This window comes from Shewanella sp. SP2S2-6 (genome assembly GCF_031931965.1).
In the GTDB taxonomy this organism is placed as follows: Bacteria; Pseudomonadota; Gammaproteobacteria; order Enterobacterales; family Shewanellaceae; genus Shewanella; species Shewanella baltica.
In genome coordinates this window covers 1-16,347 of the sequence record NZ_JAUOEQ010000026.1, presented here as the reverse complement: position 1 = coordinate 16,347, position 16,347 = coordinate 1, and the positions used below count along the sequence as shown (strand labels likewise).

Annotated in this window: 14 protein-coding genes; 9 read left to right on the top strand and 5 right to left on the bottom strand. The window is 47.7% G+C overall.

Annotated features, from left to right (window positions below; translation table 11 throughout):
* Nucleotides 1–47 precede the first annotated feature (47 nt).
* From Q4Q57_RS16055 to Q4Q57_RS16030, 6 genes are all read left to right on the top strand, one after another.
* On the top strand, nucleotides 48–704 hold the full coding sequence (locus Q4Q57_RS16055) for a riboflavin synthase (protein ID WP_113939349.1): 657 nt from the start codon (nucleotides 48–50) through the stop codon (nucleotides 702–704).
* 95 nt (nucleotides 705–799) lie between these two features.
* The gene (ribBA, locus tag Q4Q57_RS16050) at nucleotides 800–1,903 is read left to right on the top strand and encodes a bifunctional 3,4-dihydroxy-2-butanone-4-phosphate synthase/GTP cyclohydrolase II (RefSeq protein ID WP_063882553.1); all 1,104 of its coding nucleotides are present in this window, start codon (nucleotides 800–802) and stop codon (nucleotides 1,901–1,903) included.
* Nucleotides 1,904–2,033: 130 nt separating this feature from the next.
* Nucleotides 2,034–2,513, top strand: coding sequence for a 6,7-dimethyl-8-ribityllumazine synthase (gene ribE / locus Q4Q57_RS16045; protein ID WP_006082639.1), 480 nt, complete (start codon nucleotides 2,034–2,036; stop codon nucleotides 2,511–2,513).
* Between the two features lie 11 nt (nucleotides 2,514–2,524).
* A complete protein-coding gene (gene nusB, locus Q4Q57_RS16040; protein WP_006082638.1) occupies nucleotides 2,525–2,929 on the top strand; it encodes a transcription antitermination factor NusB in 405 nt (134 codons plus the stop codon).
* Nucleotides 2,930–3,007: 78 nt separating this feature from the next.
* A complete protein-coding gene (thiL, locus tag Q4Q57_RS16035) occupies nucleotides 3,008–3,964 on the top strand; it encodes a thiamine-phosphate kinase (protein WP_311891386.1) in 957 nt (318 codons plus the stop codon).
* 15 nt (nucleotides 3,965–3,979) lie between these two features.
* On the top strand, nucleotides 3,980–4,474 hold the full coding sequence (locus tag Q4Q57_RS16030) for a phosphatidylglycerophosphatase A (RefSeq protein WP_106651242.1): 495 nt from the start codon (nucleotides 3,980–3,982) through the stop codon (nucleotides 4,472–4,474).
* Nucleotides 4,475–4,617: 143 nt separating this feature from the next.
* Here the strand turns inward: Q4Q57_RS16030 and recN are convergent, their stop codons facing one another.
* Together recN and Q4Q57_RS16020 are read right to left on the bottom strand one after the other, a co-directional pair.
* Nucleotides 4,618–6,276 (bottom strand): DNA repair protein RecN, encoded by a 1,659-nt coding sequence (gene recN / locus Q4Q57_RS16025; protein ID WP_311891359.1) that lies wholly within the window; start codon nucleotides 6,274–6,276, stop codon nucleotides 4,618–4,620.
* A 128-nt stretch (nucleotides 6,277–6,404) separates the two neighbouring features.
* Nucleotides 6,405–7,367 carry an AEC family transporter gene (locus Q4Q57_RS16020; RefSeq protein WP_311891358.1) on the bottom strand — a complete coding sequence of 321 codons (963 nt, stop codon included), beginning with the start codon at nucleotides 7,365–7,367 and terminating at the stop codon, nucleotides 6,405–6,407.
* 296 nt (nucleotides 7,368–7,663) lie between these two features.
* On the opposite strand from Q4Q57_RS16020, the gene lldR reads away from it, so the two are divergent.
* Nucleotides 7,664–8,563 (top strand): LysR family transcriptional regulator LldR, encoded by a 900-nt coding sequence (gene lldR / locus Q4Q57_RS16015; RefSeq protein WP_006082633.1) that lies wholly within the window; start codon nucleotides 7,664–7,666, stop codon nucleotides 8,561–8,563.
* 21 nt (nucleotides 8,564–8,584) lie between these two features.
* On the opposite strand, the gene Q4Q57_RS16010 is transcribed toward lldR, so the two are convergent.
* The 3 genes from Q4Q57_RS16010 to barA form a co-directional block, all read right to left on the bottom strand.
* Nucleotides 8,585–8,818 carry a DUF3319 domain-containing protein gene (locus Q4Q57_RS16010; RefSeq protein WP_106651239.1) on the bottom strand — a complete coding sequence of 78 codons (234 nt, stop codon included), beginning with the start codon at nucleotides 8,816–8,818 and terminating at the stop codon, nucleotides 8,585–8,587.
* A 209-nt stretch (nucleotides 8,819–9,027) separates the two neighbouring features.
* Nucleotides 9,028–9,627, bottom strand: coding sequence for a YjaG family protein (locus tag Q4Q57_RS16005; RefSeq protein WP_006082631.1), 600 nt, complete (start codon nucleotides 9,625–9,627; stop codon nucleotides 9,028–9,030).
* Nucleotides 9,602–12,403: a two-component sensor histidine kinase BarA gene (barA, locus tag Q4Q57_RS16000; RefSeq protein WP_311891357.1), complete on the bottom strand. Its 2,802-nt coding sequence runs from the start codon at nucleotides 12,401–12,403 to the stop codon at nucleotides 9,602–9,604. Before barA ends, Q4Q57_RS16005 begins: the two co-directional genes overlap by 26 nt.
* 100 nt (nucleotides 12,404–12,503) lie before the next feature.
* Between barA and rlmD the strand changes: the two genes are divergently transcribed.
* Nucleotides 12,504–13,856: a 23S rRNA (uracil(1939)-C(5))-methyltransferase RlmD gene (gene rlmD / locus Q4Q57_RS15995; protein ID WP_311891356.1), complete on the top strand. Its 1,353-nt coding sequence runs from the start codon at nucleotides 12,504–12,506 to the stop codon at nucleotides 13,854–13,856.
* A gap of 152 nt (nucleotides 13,857–14,008) precedes the next feature.
* Nucleotides 14,009–16,219, top strand: a complete 2,211-nt coding sequence (gene relA, locus Q4Q57_RS15990) for a GTP diphosphokinase (RefSeq protein WP_259561085.1) — start codon at nucleotides 14,009–14,011, stop codon at nucleotides 16,217–16,219.
* The last annotated feature ends 128 nt before the right edge of the window (nucleotides 16,220–16,347 follow it).

Sequence of the window (16,347 nt, the reverse complement as noted above, 5' to 3'; positions counted from 1 at the left end):
TGAGTCTTATGCCTTATTACTTCTTTATTTAATTAAGTGAGTTAACCATGTTTACTGGGATTATTGAAGCTGTTGGCACCCTGCGCAAACTGGAGCGTAAAGGCGATGATATTCGTCTTACCGTGGCGAGCGGCAAACTGGATTTAAACGATGTGCGTTTAGGCGACAGCATTGCCACTAACGGTGTGTGCTTAACGGTTGTGCAGCAATTAGCCGACGGTTATGTGGCTGATGTCTCTGCCGAAACTGTGAGTCTAACTGGCTTTGCAAACTACAAAGTGGGCACTAAGGTGAATCTTGAAAAAGCCGTCACCCCAACTACACGCTTAGGCGGCCATATGGTCAGCGGCCATGTTGACGGTATTGCAACGGTTGAGCAACGCTTAGTGCGTGGTCAAGCCATTGAATTTTGGTTAGCCGCACCCGCAGAGCTTGGGCGTTACATTGCCCATAAAGGTTCCATCACCATTGATGGCGTGAGTCTGACAGTTAACGAGGTGGACGGTAGTCGATTCCGCTTGACCATAGTGCCGCATACTGCAGGTGAAACCACGTTAATCGACCTGCAAGCAGGCGATAAGGTGAATATCGAAGTGGATTTAATCGCCCGTTATCTTGAACGCTTGATGAATTATGATGGCAAAGACAGCAAGAGCGGTGGCGTCACCATGGAAATGTTAGCCCGTGCCGGCTTTGTGCGTTAGTGCACAGGAGCAGATTATTTAACTTAAGCTTATCGGCAGCTTAGGTTATTTAGGTATAGAATTTCATAATAACAGCAAAATCATAAGGTCCTACAATGGCGCTGCACAGTATAGAAGAGATCATCGAAGATATTCGTCAAGGCAAAATGGTTATTTTGATGGATGACGAAGACAGAGAAAACGAAGGTGATTTGATCATGGCGGCCGAAATGGTAACGCCAGAAGCGATTAACTTTATGGCGAAATATGGCCGTGGACTCATTTGCCAGACCATGACCAAAGCCCGTTGCCAGCAGTTAAATCTGCCCTTAATGGTCACGAATAACAACGCCCAGTTCTCGACTAACTTTACGGTTTCTATTGAAGCAGCCGAAGGCGTGACTACCGGTATTTCGGCCCACGACCGCGCGGTAACGGTAAAAGCGGCCGTGGCTAAAGAGGCTAAAGCGTCTGATTTAGTGCAACCTGGGCATATCTTCCCGTTAATGGCACAGGACGGCGGCGTATTAACCCGCGCAGGCCACACTGAAGCCGGTTGTGATTTAGCCCGTCTTGCGGGACTTGAGCCATCGGGCGTTATCGTTGAGATTTTGAACGAAGACGGCACTATGGCACGCCGCCCAGATTTAGAGGTTTTCTCTGAGTTGCACGGTATTAAAATCGGCACCATCGCGGCATTAATCGAGTATCGCAACACTAAAGAAACCACGGTTGTGCGTGAAGCTAAATGCAAACTACCGACCCGTTTCGGCGAGTTCGATATGGTGACCTTTAGAGACACTATCGACAATCAACTGCATTTTGCCTTAGTCAAAGGTGAGGTGAAGAGCGATTGTTTGGTGCGCGTGCATCTGCAAAACACCTTCAACGATTTACTCCATTCAGAGCGCGATCAGCAACGTAGCTGGCCACTCGAAAAGGCGATGGAGCGTATTTCTGCAGAAGGTGGCGTATTGGTTTTATTAGGGAATCAAGAACATCCCTGTGAAATCCTCTCTAAGGTGAAAGCCTTTGAAGCCGAAGATCAAGGCCAAGCGCCTGCTTCTGCAAAATGGCAGGGGACGTCGCGCCGTGTGGGTGTGGGTTCGCAAATCCTCGCCAGCCTTGGCGTGACTAAGATGCGTCTGCTCAGTTCGCCTAAACGTTACCATTCACTTTCGGGCTTTGGCCTTGAAGTGACTGAGTATGTGGCGGACTAAAACCCAAAGTTACACTGAAGTAAAATTAACAATTTCTGATAATTTGCATAGGGCTCTGGGCAATTGGCTGTGATATCATGTCGCCACTTTTCGCCCCGAGCTGGGTGCTTTAGCTAAATTAGGTAAGATAATGAACGTAGTTCAAGGTAATATCGAAGCGAAAAATGCCAAAGTTGCGATTGTAATTTCGCGTTTCAACAGCTTTTTAGTTGAGAGCTTGCTTGAAGGTGCACTTGACACGCTGAAACGTTTTGGCCAAGTCAGCGACGACAATATCACTGTTGTCCGTGTACCAGGTGCGGTTGAGTTGCCGCTAGCTGCGCGTCGCGTAGCTGCCAGTGGTAAATTCGACGGTATTATCGCATTAGGTGCGGTGATCCGTGGTGGTACTCCTCATTTTGATTTTGTTGCAGGCGAATGTAATAAAGGTCTAGCTCAAGTTGCTTTAGAATTTGATCTGCCTGTTGCTTTCGGTGTTTTGACCACAGATACCATTGAACAAGCTATTGAACGTTCAGGTACCAAAGCGGGTAACAAAGGCGGCGAAGCTGCTTTAAGTCTGCTTGAAATGGTCAATGTTCTGCAAGAACTTGAACAACAGTTGTTATAGTAGGAAAAATAATGAAGCCTTCTGAGCGCCGCAAGGCCCGCCGTTTAGCCGTTCAAGCCATCTATTCATGGCAACTAAGCGGGAATAATATTGCCGATGTCGAGCATGAGTTTTTAACTGAACAAAGTCTCGACGGTGTTGATGTAGCTTATTTTCGTGAGCTATTTTCAGGCGTTGCAACGAAGAAAACCCAATTGGATGAGCTGATCATCCCGCATCTGGAACGCCCGATTGATGAGGTGTCTCCAGTTGAGAAAGCCATAGTTCGTTTAGCGACCTATGAGCTGACTTTCCGTAAAGATGTGCCCTACAAGGTCGCGATTAACGAAGCGATTGAGTTGGCAAAAGCTTTCGGTGCGGACGAGAGTCATAAGTTTGTTAACGGACTGCTCGACAAACTGGTTGCACGCAAGTAATAAAGACAAACGGTATCTTAGGATACCGTTTTTCATTGCTAACAAAGGTGGCCGATGTAAGTCGTGCCAAACTGTACAGTGAAAGAATTCCAATTAATTGAATGTTATTTTAGCAACCGCGGCCCCACTCGCCGTGATGTGAAGCTTGGCATTGGTGACGATTGCGCTTTAGTGCAACCCGCAGAAAACAAGTCGATTGCTATCTCCTGTGACACCTTAGTCGAAAATGTCCACTTCTTCCCCGATATGCCTCCCGCTGCCTTAGGTTACAAAGCCTTAGCGGTAAATTTATCTGATCTGGCTGCCATGGGTGCTGAACCTGCGTGGATGACGCTTGCCTTGACGTTACCCGCAGTCGATGAAACTTGGCTCAGTGGTTTTAGCGAAGGTTTATTTGAAGCGGCCGATTACTATGGCATTGCCTTAATTGGTGGCGATACGACCCGTGGCCCACGGGCGATTAATATCACTGTGCACGGCCAAGTCCCACAGGGGAAGGCCCTCACGCGTCATGGGGCTAAAGCCGGTGATTGGATTTATGTCACGGGCACGCTCGGAGATTCGGCCTTAGGTCTGGATATCATTCGCGGTGCGCAGCAAGCCAGAGCCGAACATAAAGAATTCCTGATTAATCGCCATTATCGTCCAACACCAAGAGTCTTAGCCGGCCAAGCTTTGCGCTCGCTTGCCTCCAGTGCAATCGATCTTTCCGACGGGTTTATCTCGGATATCGGTCATGTGCTTAAGGCTTCGGCAGTCGGTGCGGTTGTCGATGTTAATTGCATCCCGCTGTCACGCGCGATGAAAGATACCGTCAGCGAGGAAAGTGCTTTAGGTTATGCGCTGACGGGCGGCGAAGATTACGAACTGCTGTTCACCGTTCCTGAGGCGCAAAAAGGCGCACTGGAAACTGCCTTGAGCCATGCGGGAGCAAAGTTTGTTCGTGTTGGACAAATTTGTGCGGGCAGTAAGCTCAAGTTGCAACTCAATGGCGAGCCGTTTACACCGCCTTATCACGGTTTCGAGCACTTTTAAGCGAAGAGCATGTTAATGAAATGGTTGTCAAAGGATCAGGTGCTAACGCGCCTGTCATTAAAAAATCCTGTCCACTTTTTGGCACTTGGATTTGGTAGCGGACTCGCCGCTAAAGCGCCCGGAACCTTTGGTACCTTAGCTGCTATTCCCCTCTATTTATTGATGGCGCCCTTACCACTTACTTGGTATATCGGCTTAACCTTAGTGGGTGTATTCGCAGGATTTTATATCTGTGGTAAAGCGGCGCAAGACATGGGGGTTCACGATCACGGTGCTATTGTGTGGGATGAAGTGGTTGGGCTACTGATCACTATGCTAGCGGCACCAAGTGGTTGGGGTTGGTTGTTAGTGGGCTTTGGTTTATTTCGCTTTTTCGACATCATCAAACCTTGGCCTATTCGATGGCTTGATGCCAAAGTTCATGGTGGCTTTGGCATTATGATTGACGATGTGTTAGCGGGCGTGTTTTCGTTTATTTGTCTGCAAGGGCTAGTCTGGTGTGTTAGCTAACATTTTCGCTAGTCTGACATGATAGCTAATCTAACTTGTTAGTTAACATGGGCAACAACTAACCCTTACTCTTGATTTTGCATTTTTCTGATTGAAGCTTGATTGAAGGGATTCGCTGCTTATCCCTTTTCTGTTTGATTCTACTATTGCAGCAGTTCCCTTGCGTTCGCTAGGGTATTGCTAGTGATAGTATCGCCACCTAACAGCCTTGCCAGCTCTTGAATACGTTGTTCACGATCGAGCGACTTCATCGTGGTTTCAGTACTGCCCGCCTTATTAAATTTATCGACGAACATGTGTTGATGACCATTGCCTGCAACTTGCGGCAAGTGAGTCACGCACAGTACTTGGGTCGATTCCCCTAAGCTGCGTAACATGCGGCCCACCACTGCGGCGGTGGGGCCGGAAATCCCGACATCCACCTCATCGAAAATTAATGTCGGCGTGGCAACTTTCTTCGCGGTAATCACTTGGATACCTAGCCCTATCCGTGAAAGTTCACCGCCAGATGCGACTTTCGAAATCGGTTGCAAGGGTTGTCCAGGGTTAGTGGTGACCATAAATTCGATATTATCACTGCCGTTGGCTGACATTTGCTCTGGGTGGAAATTGACTTCGATAGTAAATTTCCCCTTAGGCATATTCAGCTCGTGGATTGACTGAGTAACCAGTTTGTCGAGTTCTTTGGCATATCGAGCGCGGCTTTGACTGAGCTTTTGTGCGTTGCTAAGGTAAGCGGCTCTGCTGGCATCGACCTGCAATTGAATTTCTTCGAGCTTGCTTTCGTCACTGTCTAAGGTGCTCAGTTCTGCCTTTAATGCTAAATGATGTTCGGCCAGTTTATTCGGGCTAACATGGTGTTTACGGGCCAGTTGCATGGCTTTTGATAGCCGCTCTTCTAAATAGGCAAAATGAGCTGGATCGAGTTCAAGCTTACTCAAATAGTGCTGTAATTCGCCTGCGCTTTCTTGCACTTGGATTAATGCATCATTGAGCATAGTGTTGATATTGCTTAATGCAGGATCGTAGCTTTGCAGGTCTTCGGCGAGGGAAACCACTCGGTTGAGCAGTGACTCTATGTTGTTTTCTTCGCCCTCAGTGAGTATATCTAGACTCGCTTGACAGGTATCAATCAACTCAGTGCCATTGGCCAAACGTTTGTGCTCTTGCTCAATTTCATCGAACTCATCAACTTTAAGATCAAACTCATCGAGTTCTTCTACTTGATACTGCACTAATTGCTTACGGGCAATACGTTCATGCTGGGAGGCTTCAAGCTGTTTTAGATCGGCCTCAATTTGTTTGCAGCGTTGAAAACTGGCGGCAACCGTATCGATAAGCAATCTGTGGTTGGCATAACTGTCGAGCAAGGTGAGTTGGTGTTCACTCTTCAACATTGCATGGTGCGCATGTTGGCCGTGAATACCGATGAGCAACTGACCCAGTAATTTGAGTTGCGTAAGCGGCACTGGATTCCCATTGATATAGGCGCGTGAACGGCCATCGCTACCAATAGTTCGACGTAGGATACACTCATCATCGAGTTCAAGATCGTTATCTTCTAACCAACGTTTTGCCAGTGGAATATCATCCAAGGAAAAGCGGGCGCTGACCTCGGTTTTATTGGCTCCTGGGCGAACACTGCTGGCATCGGCGCGATTGCCTAGGCACAGGCCTAACGCATCGATGGCGATCGATTTACCTGCACCGGTTTCACCTGTGATACTGGTCATACCGGGGCGAAAATCCAGTTCTAAAAAACGGACGATAGCGAAGTTATTAATGCTGAGTTGGCAAAGCATAGTGAATTCCTGTCGAAAAATATACCAAACCACTGTATTGATAAACAGTATATACTGATTTTATATACAGTAAAGTGGCTTGGGTAAGTAATCGGCATTATTGGCAGTAAATATTTTTAATTAACTGATTATGCATGGGTTCTTACTAAGCTTTCTAAGATAGGTAAACTAAAGAAAGTAACTAAGGTGCCAAATAGAATGCCCTGAGCACTGGTTGAAGCCTGAGTATTATAACGCTGGGCGAGTAAGTACACGCTAGCGGCTGTGGGCAGTGCGCTCAAGATCACGCCCATGATCAGGTAGTCGCCGCTCACGCCAAAACGGTTAAGCATAAAGTAGACGAGTGCCGGTTGGATAGCCAGCTTGAAGAGGTTGATAAGGCTCAGTTCGATAAAATTCTTGGGGCTAAATACGCTGCTATCTTTCTGGTAGCGCATCGCTTTGGCGAGTACCATGCCGATAGCAAATAGTGCGCAGGGGCTTGAGGTATTTCCAATTTGCTGGATCATTAGCGCCAGCCCAGAAGGTAGTTTTATCTCTAGCGCCGAAATGCCGACACCAATTAAGCTGCCAATAACGATAGGGTTTTTACCGACCGCCATTGCCATTATGACTAAGGCGTGGTGTTGTCTTTGGGTGTTTGTGGCCAGTTCCATCGAGACTAAGGCGACGGCAAACATCAGCACGGATAATAAGCTGGCAATCGCAGGGGCGACTAAGGCGCTTTGCTGCTGCGGAAAGAGGATGATGAGTAGTGGAATACCAATAAATGCGGTATTACCAAAGGTAGCATTGAGGGCTCGAATAGCGGCAACCGCATGCTGTTTAGGGTTAGCAAGCAGCGAGAGCCCAAGGCAGACAAGATAAGTGATCACCATAGCCGTGCTGTAGCCCGCAATAAATCCCCATTGCAAAATCTCGTCAATCGGCTGCTGGGCGAGGGCGATAAGCATGATTGCAGGGAACGCAATATAGTAGACATATTGGTTTAGCACTTGAGCCGTATCGACGGGCAAGAGTTTTAGTTTTTGCACTAGTGTACCGAGCAACATGATCCCGAAGACGGCAAACAGAGGGGTTAAAATGGTCATTTCCCTCACTCATCCTTACGATTAAATTTGAATAAACTCAGCCATTACTGTCATTTCTGCTATCGCTATGACTTTGGGGCGCTTGCCTTTTTTATGTCACTTTAGAGCCAGAACTAGCGCCAGCGCAGTAAAACTCGCCACAAAATAACATATCATTTCAGTCTAAGGCTATTGCGCTATGGTCGTATAAGTGGATTAATTGATGTTTAAAACACAATGACTTAGCGTACGCTGTGATTGTTGATGACTTTATATAGTGCCTAAAGTGGGCTGCTAGAACAGAATTAGGATATGCAATGAGTGATGATTTAGGCGCTGAACTACAACTTGTCTATCTTTTTGTGCATTTAGTCAATGCGGGCAGTTTTTCGCAGGCGGCGAAGGAGCTTGATATGCCCATTGCCACAGTGAGCCGCAAGTTAGCTAAGTTGGAAGAGAAGCTCGATAAACAGCTCTTTATGCGCAGCACCCGCAAGTTACGATTGACAGAGGAAGGGCTGGCACTCTTCCAACGCTACCAGAGTGTGGTTGCCCAATTTGATGAACTGAGTGGTGCGGGCAGCGATAAACCCGAGGGTACCCTGCGCATCGCCGCGCCGATTTCGATTATTTCCATCGTGTTTATTCAAGCATTGAATGAATTTGGCCGTCTGTATCCCGATATCCGTTTGCACATTTCCCAGAGCAATGAGTTAGTGGATTTGATCGACAAGGGCATAGATGTGGCGATTGTCGGCGGGGCTCAGCCTGATTCTTCGTGGGTGTCGAGTACCTTAGGCGAGCTGGATTATTGCCTGTTTGCCACGCCAGAATATTTGGCTCAGGCACCTAAACTTGAGCATCCCGACGATCTCGAAGCCCATCAATTGATAAAAGTCTGGCCGCTGTTCAATTGGCATTTAAAGCATCCGAGTGGTGAGTCTTTCTATTTTAATGGTCCGACTAAGCTCACCCTCACTGACTTACACGGTGCGATTCAGGCGACCTTAGGCCATGGCGGGATCTTGTATGGTCCTGAACTATTTGTAAAACAGCAGATTAAAGAAGGGAAACTTAAAGTGTTATTGCCAGAATGGATTGGCGAGCAGAGGCGGATTTCGATTTTATATCATCAGCGCAGCCAGCAGCCGCTAAAGGTCAGAGTCTTTATTGAGTTTATGCAGTCAAAGGCGCCGGAGTTATTCTCTATGCGTTGATTTAACGAGGGGAACGAATGCTTAACGTCTTTTAGGTTTTACCGTGTTTTTGCTCATGGTATTTTGCGTTTGTTTCGCGTCTTGCAGGCTGGAGCGTGTCGCGGGTAATATGCCGAGTTCTAAGAAGTATCCCACTAAACGCCGCAGTTCGAATAAAGAACCGATACGCTGTTGATCTTTGATGGTCAGTTTCCAACTGTCGGTTCGTCCTTCGCTATTGGTTAAGACAAATCCTTGATAAACAATCTTTCTCATTGGAATAACTCAATATTGGCTGATGGAACTTGCTAGCTTTGGTCTTACTCGTTTTGGGCTTGCTTGAACGTGATTGCAGTCGAGACTAGAGGCTTATTGTTTAGAAACATTGTTTAGAAACATTGTTTAGACATATTGTTTAGAAACATTGTTTAGACGTACTGTTTAGGAAGAATAAGGGTGCTTGAGTTGCCCCAAGCACCCATCAATTAAGCGACGCTGATGCCGATATTTGATACGCCAGCTTCGATAATGTCTTTGCGTAAACCTTTAACCAGTTCCGCAGTGATCTTGGGATTTTCTTCGATAATTTCCAGCAGAGAATTTTGTAACTCTTTTTCTTCTTCCATAACTTCATGGGCAAAAACGAAATCATCTAATGCTTCATCGACTAAATCGACATCGCTGATGGCTTCGATATAGTTAGCCACAGTGCTCGATGACAGTTTGCTGATATTGACTATATCTTCTTCAATCTTGCCTTGAATCGCACCCAATAAGGTTGATATGGCCACCACAGCATCCATGGCTGGATAGACGCCATAAGCTTCAAAATCAGCGGGTTCTGGGGTGTTATCTTCAAGACGTTGCAAATGCACATCGATATTGAATTTAAGCTTAGGATCGTACAGGGATTGCCACAGTAGCTCTAATGCAGTGCTCAATACAGCAGGGTCACCAAACTCACAGACTTCGGAAAATAGTTGATAGTTGGGCAACATGCGTTGGCAAAGTGCAGTGGCGAAGAGTTGTTTTTGTGGCAGTGTTAACGCCTTAAGACGTTTAAAGAAGCCCGTTTTTTTGGTCATCTGTTATTTCCGCTGATAGCTGTGATATCACTTGATTTGCCGCAGATTCTACCTTAGTTAACTCATCAAGTAACTCTAGTATTTCGGGTTCGAGATCTTCGACCGCTGTTTCACGTTTTAGCGCCGATTCAATTTCTTGGCATAGTCTTTGGGTTGTAGGCACGCCGCAGTAGCAGCTCGCACCATGTAGTTTATGGATTGTACTGAGCATGACGGGATGATCGTTTTGACTCAGCGCGGTCTGAATCGTCGAAACGGTTTGTGGCAAGGAGTCGAGCAACATTCTCAGCATATCTAAGGCGAGGTCTGCCTTGTGATTAGCTTGGGTTAAGCATAAATCCCAGTTCAGCGTATGCAGGTCAAAATGGGTGAATTTAGGCCGAGTGATCCAGCGATGGATAACGTCTTTGAGCGCCGCTTCATCAATAGGTTTCGGTAAATATCCATCCATGCCACTGCCTAAAATCAGCTCGCGTTCTTCAGCAATCGCATGGGCCGTCACGGCAATAATTGGCGTGTTACGGTTCATCGAGCCTTGGCGAATTTGCTTAGTGGCGCTGATACCATCTGTGCCTGGCATCTGAATATCCATAAAAATCAAATCGAAGGTGCGAGTCTTCGCCTGTTTAACCGCTTCATCGCCACTGTTGACCGCAACTACCGTGGTCACTAACTCGCTGAGCAAGGTGTCGATTAGCTTTAAGTTGGCAAAGTTATCATCCACCGCCAGTACAGTTAATGATTGGCGCGCCGCCGGCGTGGCTATGGTCACTGGGGCTATGATGTCGTACTCCATCGGTGGATAGAGTAAGTTGCGGGCAAGCTGGTGCTCACTCACGGGCAGAGACAACACCACATCGGCATTCGGGCGGATAAACTGGGTTAAGGCGTCTTGTTCTTGGCAATCGTATAGCACCACAAGGCAATCGGTTTTGGTCTTCGCCAAGTTAAGTGTGCTTACCAGTTGTCCTGCATCGCTAAACCCATGGCAACTCAATAGAACATAGTCGTATGGCGCTTCGGCCGTGTTGAGTGTGGTCAGCAAGCTTGGGATGTGCTGATGGTGAGTCACTTTGGTATCCCATTGATTCAATTGGCGGCTCAAGACAGCATGAGTCAGCACTCGAGGCTCATAAAACAGTATGGTTTTGTCTTTGAGTTTTTCGAGTGGCAGTGAGTCACCGATTTGGAACTGACCTAACCCGAGCGGCAAACTGAACCAGAAGTTTGAGCCTTTCTCTGGAGATGAGGTAAAACCGATTTGGCCGCCCATTTGATTCACTAAACGCTTAGTGATCACTAAACCTAAGCCTGTGCCACCAAAGCGGCGGGAAATCGACGAATCGGCTTGGCCAAAGGCTTGGAATAAAAAGTCCTGCTGGCTTTCATCGATACCAATACCGGTATCGACCACATCGCAACGCAGTACTACTTGTTCTTCCGACTGGCTTTGCAGTTCGATTTTGACCATCACGCTGCCAGAGTCGGTGAATTTAATCGCGTTACCGACCAAGTTATTGATGATTTGGCACACGCGCATGGCATCGCCATTCACATTGTCGGGTACGTTAGGAGCTATATCGACGACGAGTTCTAGGCCTTTGGCCTGAGCGCTGCCCGAGATTAGCGTGATGGTATCGCCTATGGTTTCCCTTAGACCGAAGGGCATGTTTTCCAACACCATTTTACCGGCTTCGAGTTTAGAAAAATCGAGAATATCGTTGATGATACCCAGCAGGTTAGTGGCGCTACGCTCAATGGTTTTGATGTAATCCACTTGGCTCGAATGTAAGGGGGTTTTCACCAATTGCCGCGCAAAACCAATAACCCCATTAAGCGGCGTACGTAACTCGTGGGACATGTTGGCTAAGAATTCTGATTTAATCCGGCTGGCTTCTAGGGCGCGTTTTTTCGCTAAATCTAACTCGACGTTTTGGATTTCAATCTGTTCTAAGGTTTCCCGCAGATCCGAAGTCGCTTGGTCGATATTTTGCTGCATCTCATCATGGTATTCCGACAACGACCCCGCCATGGCATTGATACCGCGTTTGAGTAAGTCGAGCTCACCAATCAAGTTGCCATCTAAGCGGGCGTCCAATTTACCTTCACGGATTTTAGCAACGACGCGCACCATTTCAGTAATGGGCTGAGTGACGTTTTTCACCAGCCGGAAAGTGAACAGCAAGTTCAATTGCACCCCGATCAACACGATAATAAAGGCGGCGACCGCGGCTCTATGTTGCTCGAGCAAGGCGCGTTCTTTATTGATGATGATGGAGATATAACCTAATAGCTGACCATCGTCGGTTTGGATATCGTAATTGGCGGGAGCGGCGCTGGGGCCGGTGGAGAAAATCGGTGTCCGTAAAATCAGGCTGTCGCCCACATGCTCAATTTCGGTTTTATGCAGTGTGTTAAGCGCTTCTTTGTAGCGCATAATTTCAAAGTCTTTGTGGTAGTGCGAGGTCACAAAGAGTTGATTATTGGCGTCGAAAATCGCGATGGATTTCACTAAGGTGGATTTGTTGAGCTGCGCCGCGGCGAGTAAGCGTTTGGTCGCCTCGCGATCATTGGCCACTAAACCGATTTCACTGGCAATCGACAGCGGCTCGATAATATTGCTGCCCTGTTCGACGAGCGTATCTTCGAGCTCATAAAAACGGTTTATGGTAAAGTAGCTGCCCAGAAGGATACCGACCAAGATTGTTGGCGCGAGCGCCAGTACAAGAACCCAAGAACGTAGGCTGTATTTGGTCATGTTGTTGACTGGGTTCATAGCAGCGGCGGTGTTTCCTGTAACAGAGACTAAGATAATTTTATAAGACTGCCAGAAAGAGGGCGGTCTTTGCCAGTATTTTATTGATTTAGAGGCCGAAATGGCGCAATTTTTTAAAGCAAAACCAAATAGTTCCAAACAGTTGTCGGCTAAGTTATCGCTGAGTGTCAATCAGCTCGATCACTTAGGGGCAGGTATAGCACAACATCAAGGTAAAGTCGTGTTTATCCCCGGCGCACTGCCCGATGAAACCGTTACTGTACAGCTCACCGAGCAAAAGAAAAATTATGCCCGCGCCAAGTTAATTAAAGTCGATACACCTAGCTCTGAGCGCGTCGAGCCCGAGTGTCCACATTATCACACCTGTGGCGGCTGCGACTTACAGCATATGTCATTATCGGGCCAGCGTGAGCATAAAGAAGCGGCGCTGCTGGATATTATGGCTAAGTTTGCCGGCGCCGAAGGCGGCGCGTTATCGCCCGCATTAACGGGTGAAGGTTGGCATTATCGTCGCCGCGCCCGTCTTGCGACCTTATTTGATAAAAATACCAAGCACTTAAGCTTAGGTTTTCGTGCTGCCAGTAGCAGCAATGTAGTGCCTATCAGCCAGTGTCAGGTGTTAGCTAAGCCGTTATCTGACTTGATCGTCCCCTTTGCTAAGTTGTTGAACCAATTGTCGGCTAAAGCGAGCTTAGGCCATCTTGAGTTAATTGCAGCCGATAATGGTCATTTCGCCGTGCTGCGTATCACTAAGGCGCTAAACGATAAAGATCTGGCTAAGTTGTCAGCCTTTGCCGAGCAGCATCAGATCCATATTTGTTTGCAGGACAACGAAGGCCAATTCCAAGGCGTTGGTGCCGAGTTAGTGTTACCGGTTTATCAGCTGTTAGATGACAAAGCTGAGTCGGGTGCGGTGAGTTTAAGCTTTACACCCGGTAACTTTGTGCAAGTGAACGGGCAGATTAACAAGGCCATGGTCGCTCAAGCGATGGATTGGCTAGCACCCGCGCCAGGTGAGCGCATTTTAGATTTGTTCTGCGGCATGGGGAATTTCAGTTTGCCCTTAGCGAAAATGGGCGCGGATGTGATTGGCGTCGAAGGGGTTGCCGAAATGGTGATTCAGGCTCGGGTGAACGCTAAAGCCAACAATCTTGATAAACTGACCTTTTACCATGGCGACTTAAGCGCGGATTTATCCCTTGAGCCTTGGATGGGTAAAATTGATAAATTACTGCTCGATCCTGCCCGTGCGGGTGCGTTTGAAAGCTTGCAATGGTTGAAGAAAATGAAGCCACGCAAAGTCGTGTATGTTTCGTGTAATCCTGCGAGCTTGGCTCGCGATAGCGCTGTACTGTTAGAGCGCGGTTACCGCTTACAGCAGTTGGGACTTATCGACATGTTCCCACAAACACACCATATCGAAGCCATGGCACTGTTTGAATTAACCAAGTAATTTGCGCTGGCAAAGTAAGCAAAGCGTTTGAATAACGTAAAAAATGTGATTATTACGTCGGTTGGGTTTGACAAGTTCGCGCCAATGCTGAAGATAGGAGAGCTGAAGTGGTGCCCACTTTCTCTCTGAGCACGGATAAGGAAATAAATTAGATGGTCTCTGTTCGCGAAGCGCACTTTAATGATCCCGATTTTCAGTTAGAAGATTGGGTGGCTCGCTATGTCGGTCATGCCGATGAAGCGCAGATGCTGCTCTCCTTGATAGGGCAGATTGACGCCTTACCCGCCAAGAGTCCTGCGGCGAAGAGAGAACTGCTCGAACGTGCTCGAGAGATGATTGAAATCCTCGCACCGCTGAACATGGACATTGAAACCCTGCAAGCGGCGATTCTGTTTGTGGTATTCGATGCTGGGTTACTGACCGAAGAAGCCATCAAAGAAAAATTTGGTGAGCCGCTGGCGCGTTTAGTGGCGAGCGTTGTGACCATGAATGCGATTGGCGCCTTAAAAATCAATCCCAATAGTCGCTCCACCGAGCCGCAAATCGACAATATCCGCCGTATGTTATTGGCTATGGTTGAAGATGTGCGCGCTGTGGTGATCAAACTGGCCGAGCGTGTGTGTTTGCTGCGGGCGGTGAAAAATGCCGATGAAGAAACTCGCGTACTACTGGCCCGTGAAATTGCCGATATTTACGCGCCGCTGGCCAACCGTTTGGGTATTGGTCAACTAAAGTGGGAGCTGGAAGATATTTCTTTTCGCTACTTGCATCCTGATACCTACAAAGACATCGCTAAGCAATTAGATGGCAAACGACTGGACCGTGAAGTCTTTATCGACAAGTTTGTTAGTCAATTGCAACAAAGATTAGATGAAGATCAAATTCGCGCTAAGGTCTACGGCCGGCCGAAACATATCTACAGTATCTGGCGCAAGATGAAGGGCAAGCACCTCAAATTTGATGAGTTGTTTGACGTGCGCGCCGTGCGTATCGTGACTGAGCGTTTGCAGGATTGTTATGGTGCATTAGGTGTTGTGCATACGCTTTGGCACCATATTCCGCGGGAATTTGACGACTATGTCGCTAACCCTAAACCTAACGGTTATCAATCGATTCATACCGTAGTGGTGGGGCCTGAGGGCAAAACCGTTGAAATTCAAATTCGTACCCAAGATATGCATGAAGATGCAGAGCTGGGTGTGGCTGCGCATTGGAAATACAAAGAAGGTAATAATCATTCCGGTAAGCAAAGCGGCTACGAAGAAAAAATTAACTGGCTACGTAAAATTCTGCAATGGCAGGAAGACGTGGTCGAAAGTGGCAACTTGGTCGAAGAAGTGCGCAGCCAAGTGTTTGAAGACAGAGTCTATGTGTTCACCCCAAGCGGTGAAGTCGTCGACTTGCCACTGGGCTCAACCGTGCTCGACTTTGCCTATTACATTCACTCCCAAGTGGGACATAAATGTATTGGTGCTAAGGTCGATGGCCGTATTGTGCCGTTCACCTATCAGGTTGAAACGGGCGAGCGAATCGAAATAATTACCTCGAAACAGCCCAACCCCAAGCGTGACTGGCTTAACCCTAACTTAGGTTATATCCGCACCTCGCGGGCACGTTCGAAAATCCAGCATTGGTTTAAGCAGCAGGACAGAGACAAGAATATTGTCGCCGGCAAAGAAATGCTTGAATCCGAACTCGCGCGGGTGAGCCTTAAAATTAAAGACGCGGCCATCGCGGTCGAGCGCTTTAATATGGCGAGCATGGATGACTTACTGGCGGCGATTGGCGGCGGTGATGTGCGTCTGCATCAAGTGGTTAACCATATTCAGAGTCGTCTGCGACTCGACGAAGTGTCAGAAGAAGATGCCGTCGAAGAATTAGTTAAGAAAGGCCAGCATAAGCCGACCTCCAGTGGCCGTGGTCAGGTTGAAGTCAACGGTGTGGGTAACTTGCTTAACCATATCGCCCGTTGTTGTCAGCCAGTTCCCGGTGATGAAATCTTAGGTTTTATTACTAAAGGCCGTGGCATTTCTGTGCATCGCGCTGATTGTGAACAAGTTAAAGAGTTAATGCGGGTTCACCCAGAGCGCGGTGTCGATGTGGTCTGGGGCGAAAATTACTCCGGCGGTTATCGCATGCGTCTGCGGGTATTAGCCCACGATCGCAGCGGTTTATTACGTGACTTAACCTCAGTGCTAGCTGCCGAAAAGTCCAATGTACTGGCCATGAGCTCGTCATCGGATACTAAAAACCAGACAGCCGCGATTGAGTTGGAACTGGAGCTTTATAACCTCGATGGTTTATCGCGGGTGTTATCGAAACTGACCCAGGTCGATAGCGTGATCGAGGCAAGACGGCTTTAGGGTTCGCAATGCTTTTCGAAGCGATTAGCCTCGAAATTACTAGCAATATAAAAGATATAGAGAAGTCATCTAGAGGCTAGAAATAAAGTCATCAAGGATTAGGGCGGCAGGATGAATTTCACCTGCCG

Coding starts and splice junctions, on each gene's coding strand:
- Q4Q57_RS16055 (WP_113939349.1), top strand. CDS start 48: ATGTTTACTGGGATTATTGAAGCTGTTGGCACCCTGCGCAAACTGGAG.
- ribBA (WP_063882553.1), top strand. CDS start 800: ATGGCGCTGCACAGTATAGAAGAGATCATCGAAGATATTCGTCAAGGC.
- ribE (WP_006082639.1), top strand. CDS start 2,034: ATGAACGTAGTTCAAGGTAATATCGAAGCGAAAAATGCCAAAGTTGCG.
- nusB (WP_006082638.1), top strand. CDS start 2,525: ATGAAGCCTTCTGAGCGCCGCAAGGCCCGCCGTTTAGCCGTTCAAGCC.
- Q4Q57_RS16030 (WP_106651242.1), top strand. CDS start 3,980: ATGAAATGGTTGTCAAAGGATCAGGTGCTAACGCGCCTGTCATTAAAA.
- recN (WP_311891359.1), bottom strand. CDS start 6,276: ATGCTTTGCCAACTCAGCATTAATAACTTCGCTATCGTCCGTTTTTTA.
- Q4Q57_RS16020 (WP_311891358.1), bottom strand. CDS start 7,367: ATGACCATTTTAACCCCTCTGTTTGCCGTCTTCGGGATCATGTTGCTC.
- lldR (WP_006082633.1), top strand. CDS start 7,664: ATGAGTGATGATTTAGGCGCTGAACTACAACTTGTCTATCTTTTTGTG.
- Q4Q57_RS16010 (WP_106651239.1), bottom strand. CDS start 8,818: ATGAGAAAGATTGTTTATCAAGGATTTGTCTTAACCAATAGCGAAGGA.
- Q4Q57_RS16005 (WP_006082631.1), bottom strand. CDS start 9,627: ATGACCAAAAAAACGGGCTTCTTTAAACGTCTTAAGGCGTTAACACTG.
- barA (WP_311891357.1), bottom strand. CDS start 12,403: ATGAACCCAGTCAACAACATGACCAAATACAGCCTACGTTCTTGGGTT.
- rlmD (WP_311891356.1), top strand. CDS start 12,504: ATGGCGCAATTTTTTAAAGCAAAACCAAATAGTTCCAAACAGTTGTCG.
- relA (WP_259561085.1), top strand. CDS start 14,009: ATGGTCTCTGTTCGCGAAGCGCACTTTAATGATCCCGATTTTCAGTTA.